This is a genomic window from Amycolatopsis sp. lyj-108 (genome assembly GCF_046549005.1).
Classification (GTDB): Bacteria; Actinomycetota; Actinomycetes; order Mycobacteriales; family Pseudonocardiaceae; genus Amycolatopsis.
Genome location: NZ_JAJPWQ010000014.1, coordinates 106185 through 121146, shown reverse-complemented (window position 1 = coordinate 121146; position 14962 = coordinate 106185). Strand labels below are relative to the sequence as shown.

At 69.8% G+C, this 14962-nt stretch carries 13 protein-coding genes; 3 read left to right on the top strand and 10 right to left on the bottom strand.

The features are described from left to right. Positions 1-63: 63 nt before the first annotated feature. From ACLJO0_RS37685 to ACLJO0_RS37660, 6 genes are all read right to left on the bottom strand, one after another. Positions 64-642, bottom strand: coding sequence for a TetR/AcrR family transcriptional regulator (locus tag ACLJO0_RS37685; RefSeq protein WP_125795332.1), 579 nt, complete (start codon positions 640-642; stop codon positions 64-66). Further along, positions 639-2534, bottom strand: coding sequence for a YhgE/Pip family protein (locus ACLJO0_RS37680; RefSeq protein WP_410584170.1), 1896 nt, complete (start codon positions 2532-2534; stop codon positions 639-641). The genes ACLJO0_RS37685 and ACLJO0_RS37680 overlap by 4 nt, the downstream gene beginning before the upstream one ends. After that, the gene (locus ACLJO0_RS37675; protein ID WP_410584168.1) at positions 2531-3226 is read right to left on the bottom strand and encodes an ABC transporter ATP-binding protein; all 696 of its coding nucleotides are present in this window, start codon (positions 3224-3226) and stop codon (positions 2531-2533) included. Before ACLJO0_RS37675 ends, ACLJO0_RS37680 begins: the two co-directional genes overlap by 4 nt. Before the next feature lie 154 nt (positions 3227-3380). Continuing rightward, a complete protein-coding gene (locus ACLJO0_RS37670) occupies positions 3381-4310 on the bottom strand; it encodes a GNAT family N-acetyltransferase (RefSeq protein WP_410584515.1) in 930 nt (309 codons plus the stop codon). A gap of 32 nt (positions 4311-4342) precedes the next feature. Next, complete coding sequence (locus tag ACLJO0_RS37665) at positions 4343-5245, bottom strand: GNAT family N-acetyltransferase (protein WP_410584166.1); 903 nt, start codon at positions 5243-5245, stop codon at positions 4343-4345. After that, positions 5242-6093 carry a class I SAM-dependent methyltransferase gene (locus ACLJO0_RS37660; RefSeq protein ID WP_410584164.1) on the bottom strand — a complete coding sequence of 284 codons (852 nt, stop codon included), beginning with the start codon at positions 6091-6093 and terminating at the stop codon, positions 5242-5244. The genes ACLJO0_RS37665 and ACLJO0_RS37660 overlap by 4 nt, the downstream gene beginning before the upstream one ends. A gap of 303 nt (positions 6094-6396) precedes the next feature. Here ACLJO0_RS37660 and rpsA point away from each other — a divergent pair, with 303 nt between their 5' ends. Next, positions 6397-7905, top strand: coding sequence for a 30S ribosomal protein S1 (gene rpsA / locus ACLJO0_RS37655; RefSeq protein WP_125795337.1), 1509 nt, complete (start codon positions 6397-6399; stop codon positions 7903-7905). A 174-nt stretch (positions 7906-8079) separates the two neighbouring features. On the opposite strand, the gene ACLJO0_RS37650 is transcribed toward rpsA, so the two are convergent. After that, entirely contained in the window at positions 8080-8304 is a 225-nt protein-coding gene (locus ACLJO0_RS37650) for a hypothetical protein (protein ID WP_125783199.1), read from the bottom strand. A 197-nt stretch (positions 8305-8501) separates the two neighbouring features. Between ACLJO0_RS37650 and coaE the strand changes: the two genes are divergently transcribed. Then, a complete protein-coding gene (coaE, locus tag ACLJO0_RS37645) occupies positions 8502-9686 on the top strand; it encodes a dephospho-CoA kinase (RefSeq protein ID WP_410584161.1) in 1185 nt (394 codons plus the stop codon). 6 nt (positions 9687-9692) lie between these two features. Here coaE and ACLJO0_RS37640 read toward each other — a convergent pair whose 3' ends face one another. From ACLJO0_RS37640 to ACLJO0_RS37630, 3 genes are all read right to left on the bottom strand, one after another. After that, on the bottom strand, positions 9693-11213 hold the full coding sequence (locus tag ACLJO0_RS37640) for an ArnT family glycosyltransferase (protein ID WP_410584159.1): 1521 nt from the start codon (positions 11211-11213) through the stop codon (positions 9693-9695). 89 nt (positions 11214-11302) lie between these two features. Further along, the gene (locus tag ACLJO0_RS37635) at positions 11303-12835 is read right to left on the bottom strand and encodes an ArnT family glycosyltransferase (RefSeq protein ID WP_410584157.1); all 1533 of its coding nucleotides are present in this window, start codon (positions 12833-12835) and stop codon (positions 11303-11305) included. Between the two features lie 139 nt (positions 12836-12974). Continuing rightward, the gene (locus ACLJO0_RS37630) at positions 12975-13490 is read right to left on the bottom strand and encodes a DUF402 domain-containing protein (protein ID WP_410584155.1); all 516 of its coding nucleotides are present in this window, start codon (positions 13488-13490) and stop codon (positions 12975-12977) included. Between the two features lie 142 nt (positions 13491-13632). On the opposite strand from ACLJO0_RS37630, the gene ACLJO0_RS37625 reads away from it, so the two are divergent. Beyond that, the gene (locus ACLJO0_RS37625; protein ID WP_410584153.1) at positions 13633-14916 is read left to right on the top strand and encodes a DUF5685 family protein; all 1284 of its coding nucleotides are present in this window, start codon (positions 13633-13635) and stop codon (positions 14914-14916) included. Positions 14917-14962 lie beyond the last annotated feature (46 nt).

The window sequence follows — 14962 nt, the reverse complement described above, 5'->3', positions numbered from 1 at the left end:
CCCCGCATAAGACGCGGTGAAGGACGCTTTCGTCGCATGCGATGCGGGGAAAGCGTCCTTCAGCTAGCGCCCGAGGCCCCGGACCAGCACCATCACCGATTCCCGCACGTCCGCCCGTGTCCGCTTCGGCTGGAACACCTGCCAGTCGAGGGCGACCACCAGCATCGTGCCGAACAACCCGGCCGCGGCCGTCGGGATCTGGACGCCGTCGGGCAGCCGCCCGGCGGCGTCCAGCCGGTGGAGCTGGTCGCGCACGATCGAGATGATCTCCTCGCGCAGCAACGTCAGCGTCTCGTGCCAGGTCCCTGGCGTGCGCCACATCTCGCTCACCAGGATCTGCGAGAAACCGGGGTATTCGGCGATGAACTCCAGCGCACCGTCCACTTGCGACTCGATCACGTCCATCGGGTCGCCGTCGCCGGTGGCCGCGCGCAGCCGGTCCGCGAGCACGCCGACGCCGTAGCGCAGCAGTGCGTCGACGAGACCGTCCTTGCTGCCGAAGTTGTAGTAGACGGTGCCTTTGGCGACCTTCGCCTCGGCCGCGATGTCGTCCACCGTCAGCCCGACGAGGCCGCGGCTGGCGGACAGCCTCAGCGTCGCCTCGAACAGCTTCTGCTTCGTCGCCTCACCCCGGGGACTCACAACGCCAGCTCGGGTTTCAGCGCCGACACCGTCCAGGTGCGCCGTTTCCGCGCCGCCAGCGTCGAAACCAGGATCCCGCCGACGAGATACGCGACCAGGACACCGATGTCACCGAGGATCTCCATCGAGGCGCCACTGTAGAGCAGGTGCCGGAACCCGTCGATCGCGTAACCCATCGGCAGCACGATGTGCAACGGGTACAACGCGTCCGGGATCGTCTGCCACGGGAACGTGCCGCCCGCGCTGACCAGTTGAAGCACCAACAGCACCAGGCCGAGGAACTTCCCGACGGCACCGAAGAAGGCGTTGAGCGCGTGCACCACGGCGGTGAAGGTGAGCGAGACGAGGATGGCGAACCCGATCGCGCCGAGCGGATGCGCGACGTCGATGCCGACCAGCCAGGTCACCGCGCCGAACAGCACGATCACCTGCGCGATGCCCAGCAGAGCCGACGACAGCCAGCCGCCGAGCGCGACCTTGAACGGCGAAGCGCCGGCGGTCAGCGCGCGGGTCGAGAGCGGGCGCAGCAAGAGGAACAGCACGAACGCGCCGATCCAGGTCGCGAGCGAGATGAAGAACGGGGCGAGCCCCGCGCCGTAGGTCCCCGCCGAGGCGACGCCGGAGGAGCTGACCGCGACCGGGTCGGCGATGGTGTTGGCGGTCGCCGCGCGGGTGGGATCGTCGGGGTTCGGGATCTCCTTGAGCCCGGCGGCGAGTCCGTCACGCAGTTGCACGGCGCCGTCGGCGAGCTGGTTCGTGCCGGTCACCGCGGTCTTCTCGCCGTCGTTCAGCTTCGCGGCGCCGTCCCGGATCTGCACCGAAGCGTCGGCGGCCTGCGCGATGCCGCTGGTGAGCTGCGGCGTGGCGGAGGCCAGCTGGTGTGCGCCGTCGGACACCTGCCGCGCGCCGGAGGCGAGCTGGATGAGCTGGCTGTTCGCGCCCTGGATCTTCGTGTTCGCCTGGTCGACCGGCGAACGGAGGGTGTCGAGGCGGCTGAGGATCTCCTGCACCTTCGTCTCGGGGAGGCCGGCGTCGCGCAGGTCCTGCGCGAGCTGGGTGCGGTAGCCGTCGAGTTTGGCCTGGATGTCCCCGGAGGCCGTCGCCGCGAGCGAAGCCGCGTCGGCGACCTTCTGGTTCCCGTCGGCGACCTGACCGGCGCCATCGGCGAGTTTCTTCGTCTGGGCCGGGAGCTGGGCGGTACTGGATTTCAGGGTGCCGAGCCCGGTCGCCAGCTGGGAACTGCCGGAGGCGAGCTGGGAGGCGCCGTCGGCCAGCTGCTGCTGACCCGATTTGAGCTTGCCCGCGCCGTCGGCGAGCTGCGAAGCGCCTGTCGAGGCTTCTTGGATCTTGCCGTAGATCGTGGAGAAACCGACCAGGAACTTGTCCGCCGCCTCGCTGCCGACCTTCTCCGCGATCGTCTTGCGGACCTGTTCGGCCACCTGTTTCGCGATGGTCCCCGACAGGTAGTTGTTGGCGTCGTTGGTGGTCAGCGTGATGGTCGCCTGCTGGGGCTGGAAGTTGCCCGAGGACAGCAACGCCGCGGAGAAGTCACGCGGGATGCCGATGGCGAACGAGTACTTGTCGTCGCGGACGCCCTTGGCGGCCTCCTCGGGGGAGACCTCGTGCCACTGGAAAGTGCCGGATTTGACCAGCTCGTCGGTCACCTCGCGGCCGACGTTGCGCTCCGCACCGGCGGAGTCCTTCGAACCGGCGTCCGAGGTGAAGACGGCGGCGGGCAGCTTGTCCAGGCGCGAGTACGGGTCGAAGTTCGCGTAGAGGTAGAAGGACGCGTACAGCAGCGGCACCAGGACGAGCGCGGCCATGGCGAGTTTCGGCAGGGTGCCGCTGCTCAGCCGGCGCAGCTCGTTCGCGGCGATCCGGACGGGGTTCATTCCTGGTCTCCTGAAGTCTTCGCGGTCTCTTCGGTTTCCTCCGGCTCGGCCTCCGCCTCGACGGGCGCGCAGCGCACAGGGTCGGGCTGCTCGAGAGCGCCGCAGCGAGCGGGCTTCTCCGGCAGGGCCGAAACCGGGGTGGTGGCGGTCAGCACGATCACGGCGAGGCCGCGCCCGGCGTGCTCGCGGGCGAGCTTCGCCCAGCTGTCGACGTCGCTGGTGTGCCTGTCCGGGGTGTCGAGCACCAGTACGCCGACGCCCTCGCGACTAGCGGCCAGCGCGGTGAGCAGCCGGGTGCGCGTCACCGCTTCGAGGTTCTCGAACCGGGTGGTGGCGAAGGCGGCGGCGTCGTGCTCGGCCAGCCAGCTCGCCACGGCGGCCTTGTTCGCCGGGCGCTTCGCGAGTTCGAGTTCCTCGCCGACGACGACCTGCAGCGACAACGCGCCGTCCGGTTCGCTCACGCCGGGGGAGTCGACGATCACGACGACCTTCCGCGGGTCGCCGCCCTCGACGGTCACCGTCCCGGTGGCGGGCTTCAGCCTGCCCGCCAGCGCCAGCCCGAAGGCGGTGACGCCGACCCCTGGCTCGCCGTGCACGATCGCCAGCTCACCGCCCGAAACCGTGAGCGAAGTAGGCGACAGCAACGTGCCGTGGGGTCCGGTCACGGACACCCTGTCGGCTTGAACCCGCACGAAGAACTCCCAGGTCGGTGACTCGCGGAACTTAAACTGACTGGTCAGTTCAAAAGTTAGCCCTGACCTGGGAGGTATACAACCGTGGGGGGCCCATGTCACACGCAAGAGTGACGAAACCTCCGCAAACCGGACGACTCGCCGTGACTTTCGGCTAGCGCAGCGCCGACGCCGGATGGACCTCCCAGGACGTCCACAGTGGACGATAACCCTGCCGGTGCCAGAACACCGAAGAGAGCGGGTTGGTCGGGTTGTAATAGAGGTACGTGCCGTCCGCGCCGTCGCCTGCGAACTCCCCGTGCACCACGGACATCAGAGCGCGGCCGAGCCCGCTCCCGCGCAGTCCCGCCACGGTGACGACGTTGTTGACGTAGCCCCAGCGGCCGTGGGGGAGCAGTTCGGCCTCGGCCGACCCCGGTGACGAAATGACCCAGGCGGCGTGTGCGAACGCGGCGACCGTGCCGTCCCGTTCGGCAAGCCACAGCAGCGGGGCGTCCTTGTCGAGCGCGCGTTCCAGTGCCGGGGCGAGCAGTTCGGCGGCGTTCGAGCGGTGCCGGGTGGCGACCTGGCCGATGTAGTCGTGGGTCGACACGGCCATCGCGAGTACGTCGTCGAAGTCTTCGTACCGGGCCCGGCGGACGGTCACCCCGTCGCCTGCCGGGTCTTCGCGGCGGTGGCCGGTGCGTACGGCGAGCGCGGACATCGGCACCAGGCCGTGGTCGAGGAAGGCGCGGATCGCCTCGGCGTCCCGGCTCGGCCAGTTGACCACGCACGACGAATCCTCGCCGGGGGATTCGGCGTCCATCCACGTCCGCCACGCGCGCAGCAGCACGTCCATGCCCTCGGTGCCGGCGCCGCCGATGAACGGGAACAGCTGCCGCACGTCGGCGGCCGACCAGAGCAGGGGGACGTCGTCCGGACCGTGCAACTGCCGCTGCACCACGCCGGTGACCTGGACGCCCGAGGCCGTGGCGGCGTCCACGCGTTCGCCGACGACCGGGGGTGGAGCCGCTTCGGGCAGGAGCCGGTCGATCGCCGCGAACCGGGTGCGGTGCGCGTCGAGCAACTTCTTCTCGATTTCCATCCCGTCCCCAGGGTCGACCGCGCCGGGCACCGCTACCGCAGGGCCGCCGCGGGGCCCGCCGCCCACGTCGTCCACAGTGGACGATAACCCTGCCGGTGCCAGAACACCGGGGAAAGCGGATTGGTGGGATTGTACGAGACGAAGGTACCGCGCAGCGACGGCGAGAACAGCTCGTCGTGCGCGACGGCGGTCAGCGCGCGCCCGATGCCGCGGCCCCGTGCGGCGCCGGTGACCGCGAGCGTCCCGACATAGCCCCACTCGCCCGGCGGCAGTCGCCCGGCGAGTGCGTCACCGGGGATCGGGGAGCGCTTTCCGCTGGTCACCATCCCCACCGTGACCCCTTCCTCCTCGGCGATCCAGACGCGGCCGCCGAACTGCAGGCCGCGCCGGACCTCCTCCGCGAGCAGGGCCTTGGCCCCTGGCCGGACGACACCGTGGCCGACGAACGAGGTGTAGCGAAGTTCTTCGAACCGGAGCTCGACGATCTCCTCCAGGTCGCCGCCCGAGGACTCCCGGACGGTCACGCCGGGCACGGTATGGGCGTCACCCTTGGCGGGCGCGCGGACGGCCAGCGCCAGCTGCGGCACGAGCCCGTGGTCGAGAAAAGCACGCATGACGGCGACGTCCCGGCTGGGCCAGGTGACCGTGCACGCCGAATCGGGTTCGGCGTCGGCGAGCGCGATCCGCTCACGCCAGGCGGACAGCAGCGCGCTCATTCCCGCGCCGGCGTCGGCGGGGAGGACCGCCGACAGGATCTGGAGCCGCGCCGGACCCCAGAGCCGCTGCCAGGAACCCGCGGCGAACCGCACGTGCGCGACCGTCCCGATGGCGCCGCCCGCCTCCAGGGGGTCGCCGGGCGGGAGCGGGGGCGGCGACGGAAGCAGCGGGTCGAGCGCGGCGAACCGCGCCCGTTGCCGCTCCGCCGCCGACGTCATCCCCGCTGGGTGCAGAAGATCGCGGTGCCAGGGAAGAGCTTGCCGCGCAACGGGCTCCACTGTCCCCAAGTGCGGGAGTGCCCCTCCGGCCAGGCGGGCTCGATGAGGTCCGTCAGCGCGAACCCGGCGTCGGCGAGCGCGCGGACGTAGTCGCCGACGGTGCGGTGGTACTCGACGTAGGTCGCGACGCCCTCTTCGTCGACCTCGACGTACGGCGTGCGGTCGAAGTACGGCTGGGTGACCGTGAGGCCCAGCGGACCGGGATCGTCGGGGAAGATCCAGCGCATCGGATGGGTCACCGAGAACACCCAGCGGGCACCCGGCTTGAGCACCCGGTGGACTTCGGCGAACACGACATCCACCGATGCCACGAACGGGACCGCGCCGAAGGCCGAGCAGGCCGCGTCGAAGCTCGCGTCGGCGAACGGGAGCGACTCCGCCGTCGCCTGCACGAGCGGCACGGGGGTGCCGGTGCGCTCGTTGCCCTCCCTCGCGTGCCGCAGCATGCCGGCCGACAGATCGGTCGCGACCGCCTCGGCGCCCTGCGCCGCGAGCCAGCGCGAACACGCCGCCTGCCCGCAGCCGACCTCCAGGATCCGCTTGCCGCCGAGTTCACCCAGAAGTGCCACGTCGGCCTCGCGGACGCCCTCCGGGCACCAGACGAAGTCCGCGTCGCCGAGGAAACCGCCGTGGGTCGCCTGGTAGTCGTCGGCGTCGGCGTCCCACCACGCCAGGTTCGCGGCCGTCGCCTCGGGAGCGGAAACCGCCCGGTAGGCGACCCCCGCGGTGCCGAGCCGCTCCTCGGCCTCTGCGTGCCGTTCGGGCTCGGTGGCGGACTGCTGGCTCAAACCGATATCCTTTCCCCAGGTCAGGGCTTCGCGGGACAGTTTATCCGCCCGCCGTGATCGTGGGGGCGACCCTGATTGTGCCGTGTACAGGGGGCCGCGTAGGATATCTGTTAGCGCAGTGGGTTCGCGCTGCTCTTTCCCCCGGTTCGCTCAGCGTCCGGGTCAGGGGGTCGCGCACCGGATGCGGTGATGCTCGCGGTCGTTCCCTGTGGACGTTTGCTTGTGTGGTCACCTCATGCCGGAGAGCCCATGGTGCACTAACCGCAAACCCACTACTTCCCATCCACCGGAGCAACCCGCCTAATGACGACCGACACCGCCACCGCCCCGACCGCCCCCACTGGGGCCCCGCAGGTCGCTATCAACGACATCGGGTCGGAGGAAGATTTCCTCGCAGCGATCGACAAGACGATCAAGTACTTCAACGATGGCGACATCGTCGAAGGAACCATCGTCAAGGTTGATCGTGACGAGGTCCTGCTCGACATCGGCTACAAGACCGAGGGTGTCATCCCCTCGCGCGAGCTCTCCATCAAGCACGATGTCGACCCGGCTGAGGTTGTCACCGTCGGCGATGAGGTCGAAGCCCTGGTCCTCCAGAAGGAGGACAAGGAAGGCCGTCTGATCCTGTCCAAGAAGCGTGCGCAGTACGAGCGCGCCTGGGGCACGATCGAGGAGCTCAAGGAGAAGGACGAGCCCGTCAAGGGCACCGTCATCGAGGTCGTCAAGGGCGGCCTCATCCTGGACATCGGCCTGCGCGGCTTCCTGCCGGCGTCGCTGGTCGAGATGCGCCGTGTGCGCGACCTGCAGCCGTACGTCGGCCGCGAGCTCGAGGCGAAGATCATCGAGCTGGACAAGAACCGCAACAACGTGGTCCTGTCCCGCCGCGCCTACCTGGAGCAGACCCAGTCCGAGGTGCGCAGCGAGTTCCTCAACGCGCTCGCCAAGGGTCAGGTCCGCAAGGGTGTCGTGTCGTCCATCGTCAACTTCGGTGCCTTCGTGGACCTGGGTGGCGTCGACGGCCTGGTGCACGTCTCCGAGCTGTCCTGGAAGCACATCGACCACCCGTCCGAGGTCGTCGAGGTCGGCCAGGAGGTCACGGTCGAGGTTCTGGACGTCGACATGGACCGCGAGCGCGTCTCGCTGTCGCTGAAGGCGACCCAGGAAGACCCGTGGCGTCAGTTCGCCCGCACCCACGCGATCGGCCAGATCGTGCCGGGCAAGGTCACCAAGCTCGTTCCGTTCGGTGCGTTCGTGCGCGTCGAAGAGGGCATCGAGGGCCTGGTGCACATCTCCGAGCTGGCCGAGCGCCACGTGGAGATCCCGGAGCAGGTCGTCCAGGTCAACGGCGACGTGATGGTCAAGGTCATCGACATCGACCTCGAGCGTCGTCGCATCTCGCTGTCGCTGAAGCAGGCGAACGAGGGCGTCACGCCGGAGACCGAGTTCGACCCCACTCAGTACGGCATGGCCGCCGAGTACGACGCCGAGGGCAACTACATCTACCCCGAAGGCTTCGACCCGGACACCCAGGAGTGGCAGGAAGGCTTCGACAAGCAGCGTGAGGAGTGGGAGCGTCAGTACGCCGAGGCTCACACCCGCTACGAGGCTCACATGAAGCAGGTCGTCAAGGCCGCCGAGGCCGACGCCGAGGCCGCTGCGGACGCCGCGACCGGTGTCACTTCTTCCTCGAGCGACTCGGGCGAGCAGAGCTACACCTCCGCTCCGGCCGAGGCCAAGAGTGGTGGCACGCTCGCCAGCGACGAGCAGCTCGCGGCTCTCCGCGAGAAGCTCTCGGGCGGCGCTGCCTGATCCAGGCGCTCAGCCAGTAGCTGACAGAAAGCGGCCCCGGTCCTCCACGGACCGGGGCCGCTTTCTTACGCAATTCGGCACCTGGTTGCGTTCCTTGCGCGCGCAAGGAACGCAACCAGGTGCCGAATTGCGGGAAAGATCAGCGCAAGTAGGTGACTGGTTGCGCGGGGGAGATCAGGAGGTGGCGGGCCGGACGGCCGGCACCCAGATGCGGTCGAGCGCGGCGGCGCGCGCCCTGCGACGGAGTCCGGCGAAGCTGTGCTTGGCGGGGACCAGGAGCGCGCTCAGCCACGTGCGCCGATATTCGGCGAGGGCCTCGGCCACGGGACGATGGAGGACACAGTGCACCAGCCCCGGCGTTCCGAGCCGGTGCCGTCCGACGTGCTTACCGTCTGCCATCTTTCCTCCGTGTGGGCTACCTTCGCCGCGCACGGTACGCAATCAAGCTTCCGAAGCCGCGTAACCGCCCGGCGTGTCACCCATAAAGGTCGTGTAACGCGTCACTATGAACTTGCGTTTTGCATCCGGCTGTGCCCGGAGTGGCCGTTCCGTGACCCTGAGCGGTCGGCCAGGGTCGCGCCACTAGGCTGACCGGCATGCTGCGTGTGGGCCTGACCGGCGGAATCGGCGCCGGAAAATCGACGGTGGCGAACCGGCTTTCCGAGCACGGCGCCGTCCTCATCGACTCCGACAAGATCGCCAGGGAGGTCGTCGAGCCGGGGACGCCGGGGCTCGCCGAGCTCGTCGAGGCGTTCGGCGAAGACATTCTCACCTCCGACGGTTCGCTCGATCGGGGCGCGCTCGCCGCCAAGGCGTTCGCCGACGAGGAGTCCCGCAAGCGGTTGAACTCGATCGTCCATCCGAGGGTCGGCGCCAGGACCGCGGAGTTGATGGCGGCCGCGTCGCCGGACGCGATCATCGTCCACGACATCCCGCTGCTGGTCGAAGGCGGGCTCGCGCCGATGTACCACCTCGTCGTCATGGTCGACGCGCCGGAGGAGGTCCGCGTCCGCCGCCTGGTCGAGGCGCGGGGCATGGCCGAGACCGACGCGCGTGCCCGGATCAAGGCGCAGGCGACGACCGATCAGCGCCGGGCCGTTGCCGACGTCTGGTTCGACAACAGCGGAGCGCCCGACATCGTGCTCGCCGACGTCGACGCGCTGTGGGCGGACAGGCTGACCCCGTTCGAGGCGAACGTGCGGCTTCGCAAGCCGCGTGCGCCGATGTCGCCGAAGATCGCGCCGTACGACGAGACCTGGCCGGTGCAGGCCGAGCGGGCGCTCGCGCGGATCCGTGTGGTGACCGGTGACGACGCCGTGCGGGTCGATCACATCGGTTCGACCTCCGTGCCGGGGCTGCCCGCCAAGGACATCCTCGACCTCCAGCTGACGGTGTCCACTTTGGACAAGGCCGATGAGCTGGCCGAACGGCTGTCCGACGCCGGGTTCCCGCGCGCGGAAGGCGAATGGTTCGACGACGCGCACGGCGAAGAGGGGACTTGGCCGAAGCGGTTCCACTTCGGTGGAGATCCGCGCCGCCCGGTCAACCTGCACGTCCGCTCCCAGGAGACACCGGCCTGGCGGCTCGCGCTGCTGTTCCCGGAATGGCTGCGGCGGAACCCGGACGAACGCGACGCCTACGCCGCGGTCAAGAACGCCATGGCCGCGAAGCACGCCGGCGACGGGACTGTCGAGCAGTACACCGACGAGAAGCAGTTCTGGGTCGACGCGGCCTTCACACGGGCCGATGCCTGGGCCAAGTCGACCGGCTGGACCCCGTAACCCTGGTCAGACCCGGAATTCCCGCAGACCCGGCCACGCCGTCGCCCAGGCTTCGGTGTGGCCGGTGACCAGCCAGATCGGCATCCCGCGGCTCACGTTGCGGACGCCTGCCGCGTTGTCCACGCGGGCGACGATCCGGGCGTCGGTGAACGAACGCAGCAGCCGCGCCGGATCGGGCCCGACGAACAGGACGCTGTCCGCGGTCTCCGGCGGGTGCCCGAAGTACCAGAAACCCCGGCTGGGGCTGTACACGGCGGGCAGCCCGTAGTCGGCGCCGTACCGGTCCAGCGCGCCGGCCTGCCAGTACCCGGCCGTGACGAGTGTGGTGCGCTCCCGCTGTTCCGGCGGGAGCCGGTGATAGGCGTCCGCGACCGAACGGGCGAGGTCCGGCCAGCCGATCTCCTCCAGCGCGTACGCCGGGCGCGGTACGTCCCGGCCTTCCGCGAGCCAAGCGGCGGGCCACACCGGCAACGCGTAGGGGAGGGTGTACAGCGCGGAAAGCAGGAACACCGGCCAGGTCGGGACCCAGCGGAACCATCGGGACGGCTTCACCTGTCCGAAATGGACGGCCGCACCCGCCCAGAGGACGCCGAACATGCCCGCCGCGTAGTAGTACCGGCCGTTGGACAGGATGAAGAGCGCGATCACGCCGACGGCGGTCCAGCCGAGGAACCGGAACTCGCGCATCCTCGCCGAGAACAGCAGGACCCAGAGTCCATAAAGGACGCCGACGACGCCGATGCCGAGCCCGGCGCCGGTCAGCAGGGCGGGCAGGAAGCCGGCGCGGCCGCTCCAGCCGCCGGTGGTCTCGTGGGCGATGACGTCGCCCATCTCCAGTTGCGGCCAGTCGTTCGCGGCCTGCCACCAGAGGGTGGGCACGAGGGAGAGCGCGGCGATACCCGCGCCGATCCAGAGTTTGGGCCTGCGCAAGAGAACCCGCGGCCCGAAGACCAGGATCGCGACCCCGGCGGCGACCCAGAACGTCGCGACGAGGAGCTTGACGTTGAGCGCGACGGCGGTCGCCACGCCCAGCCACAGCAACAGGTTGTCGTCCCGCGTCCGCATCCACCGCACGAGCAGCCACACGATGAGTGCCCACAGGGCCGGGTCGATCGTCGAGGTGGCCAGGTAGTGCCCGCTGCCGAGGAACTGTCCGCAGATCGCGTACGCGGCGGCGGCGCGGGTCTGTGCCCGGCGATCCCCGCCCATCTCGTAGGCGATGAGCCCGGTGAACACCACACCGGCGGCCGTCGCGAGGACGGCGGGGAGCCGGAAGACGAAGACGTTGCCCGGTGCGAGCGAATCCATCAGCAGAGCCAGGAACGGGAGCACCGGCGGCTGGTCGGCGTACCCCCAGGCCAGCCTCTTGCCGGCCGAGAGGAAGTACAGTTCGTCGCCGAAGTAGCCGTACCGCCACGCCGTCGCCAGCAGGGCCGCCGCGGCCGCGGCGGCGAGCAACGCCACTGGGAGCCGGGCGAACGCCGCGCCGGACACGGTCGGTGTTTCGGCCGCGTGGGCGGCTTCCATCCATTCCTCGCAGATCACTCGGGTGCCGGTCCTCTCGCACCTTACGTGCCACCGACGTGGCGCGTCGGTCGTGAGAGGACCGGCGAGGCTCAGAAGCCCCAGTCCGCGAGCTTCGGCCAGATCGTGTCCCAGGGCCCGTTCCGGCCGGTGGCCAGCCAGATTTTCATGCCCTGACTCACGTTCCGGATCCCCGCCCGGTTGTCGAGCGCGCCGACCTCGCGCACTCGCGTGAAGTACGGCACAAGTCCCGAAGGGTCGTTCCCGACGAACAGGATGTCGCGTGCCGATTCCGGCGGCCTCGGCAGCGTCACGTAGCCGCGGTTCGGACTCGACGGCGACGGAAGCCCGAGCTCCGGTCCATAGTGGTCGATCGCACTGGCCTGCCAGTACCTCGCCGCGATGATGCCCGTATGGGGTGGATCGGGAGCGGCCCGGTACGCCTGTGCCACCGACTCCGTGATCTCCCGCCAGCCGATCTCCTCGTCGGCGAAGATCGGTCGCACCCACTCCGGTGCGGTCGCCATGGCCGACCGCGGGAGGATCGGAAGCGCCTGCGGGATCGCGATCACCGCGGCCACCAGATACACCGGCCAGGTGGCGATCCAGCGCCAGTACTTCGACGCCCGGCCCGCTTCGATCTCCACCGCCGCGGCGGCGAACAGCGGGGCGAACATCCCCGCCGCGTAGTAGTAACGGCCGTTCGCCAGCAGGAACACCGCGAGCACGCCGAGCGCCGTCCACCCCAGGAACCGGTACGGCCGCAGGCGTTCGGATCGCAGCAGCCGCCACAGTCCGTAGCAGACCAGGATCATCCCGATCGGCACACCCGCGCTCATCACCAAGGTCGGGACGAACGTGGCCCGTCCGCCCCAGCCTGCCGAGACCTCCCGGGAGATCGCCGCGCCCATCGTCAGCTGTGGCCAGCCGTTGGCCGCTTGCCACACGAGGGTGGGCGCGATCATCGCGGCGGCGATCAGCGCGCCGAGCCAGAGCGCCGGACGGCGGAGGAGATCGCGGGGACCGAAGGCCACCGCGGCGACCAGCGCGACGATCCAGAACGCCCCGATGAGGAACTTCGTGTTCAGCGCGAATCCGGTCGCCACGCCGCTCCAGATCAGGAGCCTGTCCGCGCGGATCCGTATCCATCGGACGAGCAGCCAGAGCAGCAGCGTCCACAGGAACGGGTCGATCGTGCTGGTCGCCAGGTAGTGCCCGCTGCCGAGCATCTGGAGGGACACCGCGAAGGCCGCCGCCGCGATCATCTGCGCCCTGCGGCCGCCGCCCAGTTCCCTGGCGATCAAGGCGGTGAGCACGACGCCCGCGACCATCGCCAGCATCGCCGGGATCCGCAGGACGAACGGAGAATCGGCGCCGAACGTGTCCATCAGCCGCGCCAGGAGCGGCAACAACGGCGGCTGGTCGGCATACCCCCAGTCCAGATGCCGACCGGCCGCCAGGAAGTACAGTTCGTCGCCGAAGTAGCCGTAGCGGCCGGCCGTCGCCGCCAGTACCGCCCCCATCGCCCCGGCGATCGCCAGCACCGGTGCCCTGGCGAACGGCGCGACTTCCGTACGTTCCCGCTCACCGGACCGTTCCCGGAGTCCCTCGGTCTCGATGACCACGGGTATCCGCCCCCTCTCGATCGGTTTCACCCGTGATCGAGAGTCCCGCGTGGGCGGCTTCCCGGGAATCCGTCGGCCGGTCGGGATCCGCTCATCGAAGGGATGAGGCGGAATCAACCGAACGATGGATGACGGCCGGTCAGTGCCGTCGCCAGCCGAGTGCTATGTCCTTTGTGGACAGCCAGTCGCGCAGGTCGTGGCCGTGGGAGGCCAGCCCGTCGACGGTCGTGTGACTGACCCCGAGTGCCCGTTCGCCGTCGGCGGGGGAGAGCAGCCCGCCGGTGACCGCGGCGAGGAGTTCGTCGGTGTCGATCACCTGGACGGACTTCTTGTCCCGCAGGACGAGGTCCAGATAGAGATCGGTGGCGACCCAGACACCGTCCTCGCGGCGGACATCGACGACGTCGAGATAGAAGTCCTGATCGCGTTCGTGGCCGGGGTTGAACCAGAAATCGGTGATCCGGAGGCCGAGTTCCGGCAGCAGCCAGGACTCGATGTAGTGGAACTGTCGCCGCCCAGGGGCAGGCCGCGCCATGTAGAGGCCAAAGGGCTCTTCGCGGTATTCGTCGACGTCCCTCACGACGCCCTTGGGGTCGGTGTTGGTCTTCGCGGCCGGGTCGAAGTACTCGACCTTGGGCGGGTGCAGCGCGGTCATGCGCCCATCTTGGAAGGCGCCGACGTCCGCGAACACCGCCCAACCGGGTGGACGATCACGGTTTCGCGGTTCCGGGGGAGTAGCGCCGCACGGCCGGATAAGGTGCGCTGGTTCCGCCATAAGGGTGAGTGGGAGTCAAAGTATGTTCGGGATCATCAGGCCGTGCCGCCACCGGCTTTCCGCGGGCCTGCACGCGGACTGGCTCGCCCACCTGTGCGGCCTTTGCCTGGCGTTGCGCGACGAACACGGACAACTCGCCCGAATGGTGACGAATTACGACGGCTTGATCATCTCGGCGCTCGTCGAAGCCCAGTCGCCGCGTGCGGAGGGACGGCGCGACGCCGGCCCTTGCCCGCTTCGCGCGATGAAGGGAACGTCAGTCGCGAAGGGCGGCGGGGCCCAGCTCGCGGCGGCGGTCTCCCTGGTGCTGGCGTCGGCCAAGATCAGTGACCACGTCGAAGACCGTGACGGTGCCTTCGCGCGGCGTTCCGTCGCTCTCGCCGCGAGGCGGGTCGCGACGCGATGGGCGGATCAGGGGAGCCGCACGGGCATCCGGGTCGGATTCGACACGGCGGTCCTGACCGAGGCCGTCGACCGTCAGGCCGAGATCGAAAACGCCGTCCGCCTCGGTGATTCGGCCGTCCTCGCCACCGAACCCGCCGAACTGGCGACGGCCGCCGCGTTCGCCCACACCGCCGTGCTGGCGGGCCGTCCGGAGAACGCCGCGCCGCTGGCCGAGGCCGGACGCCTGTTCGGCAGGGCCGCGCATCTGCTCGACGCCGTCGAGGACCTCGCCGAGGACGAGGCCGCCGGCGCGTGGAACCCGCTGACGGCCACCGGGACCGGGCTCGCCGAGGCACGACGGCTGTGCGACGACGCCGTGCTCGGCGTCGAACTCGCCCTTCGCGAGGTGAGGTTCGATCAGCCCAAGCTGGTGCACGCGCTGCTGGTCCACGAACTGCGGCAGGCGGTGCGGCGCGCTTTCGGGCACAACCTCACCGGCCACGGCCACGGTCCGCAGCAGCCGCCGCCGGGCTGGATCGGGCCCGGCCCCCAGCCGCAGCAGCATCCCCACCAGCCCTATCCGCCCCAGCAGTACCCGCAGGGCGGTTACCAGCCGCCGCCTCCGCCGCCGGGCGCTCCCGGTGGCGGAGGCCCGCCGCAGGAACCGCCGAAGAAGAAACGGAAGCACGGCGGCGCGCCGACCGACGGTCAGGGCGGTTGCTGCTGGACGCCGAAGTTCCGGGTGCCCGCTCGGCCGAGGGGGTTCTTCTTCGGTTGCGCGGTGGCGACCTACATGTGCTGTTCGTGCCAGTTCTGCTGCCGGGACCCGTTCCCCGGGGCGTGGAGCGGGAAGCCACACGAGGCCTGGTGCAACAACTGTGACGGTTGTGACTGCTGTAACTGCTGTGACTGTTCCTGCTGATCCGACCAGGCGAAACGGAAACTGTCGGACCCAGCGCTTACTCTTG

What these genes read in the sequence shown, in the direction of transcription:
- ACLJO0_RS37680 (WP_410584170.1), bottom strand. Translation starts at nt 2,534, where the DNA reads ATGAACCCCGTCCGGATCGCCGCGAACGAGCTGCGCCGGCTGAGCAGC.
- ACLJO0_RS37670 (WP_410584515.1), bottom strand. Translation starts at nt 4,310, where the DNA reads ATGGAAATCGAGAAGAAGTTGCTCGACGCGCACCGCACCCGGTTCGCG.
- ACLJO0_RS37665 (WP_410584166.1), bottom strand. Translation starts at nt 5,245, where the DNA reads ATGACGTCGGCGGCGGAGCGGCAACGGGCGCGGTTCGCCGCGCTCGAC.
- rpsA (WP_125795337.1), top strand. Translation starts at nt 6,397, where the DNA reads ATGACGACCGACACCGCCACCGCCCCGACCGCCCCCACTGGGGCCCCG.
- ACLJO0_RS37650 (WP_125783199.1), bottom strand. Translation starts at nt 8,304, where the DNA reads ATGGCAGACGGTAAGCACGTCGGACGGCACCGGCTCGGAACGCCGGGG.
- coaE (WP_410584161.1), top strand. Translation starts at nt 8,502, where the DNA reads ATGCTGCGTGTGGGCCTGACCGGCGGAATCGGCGCCGGAAAATCGACG.
- ACLJO0_RS37640 (WP_410584159.1), bottom strand. Translation starts at nt 11,213, where the DNA reads ATGGAAGCCGCCCACGCGGCCGAAACACCGACCGTGTCCGGCGCGGCG.
- ACLJO0_RS37630 (WP_410584155.1), bottom strand. Translation starts at nt 13,490, where the DNA reads ATGACCGCGCTGCACCCGCCCAAGGTCGAGTACTTCGACCCGGCCGCG.
- ACLJO0_RS37625 (WP_410584153.1), top strand. Translation starts at nt 13,633, where the DNA reads ATGTTCGGGATCATCAGGCCGTGCCGCCACCGGCTTTCCGCGGGCCTG.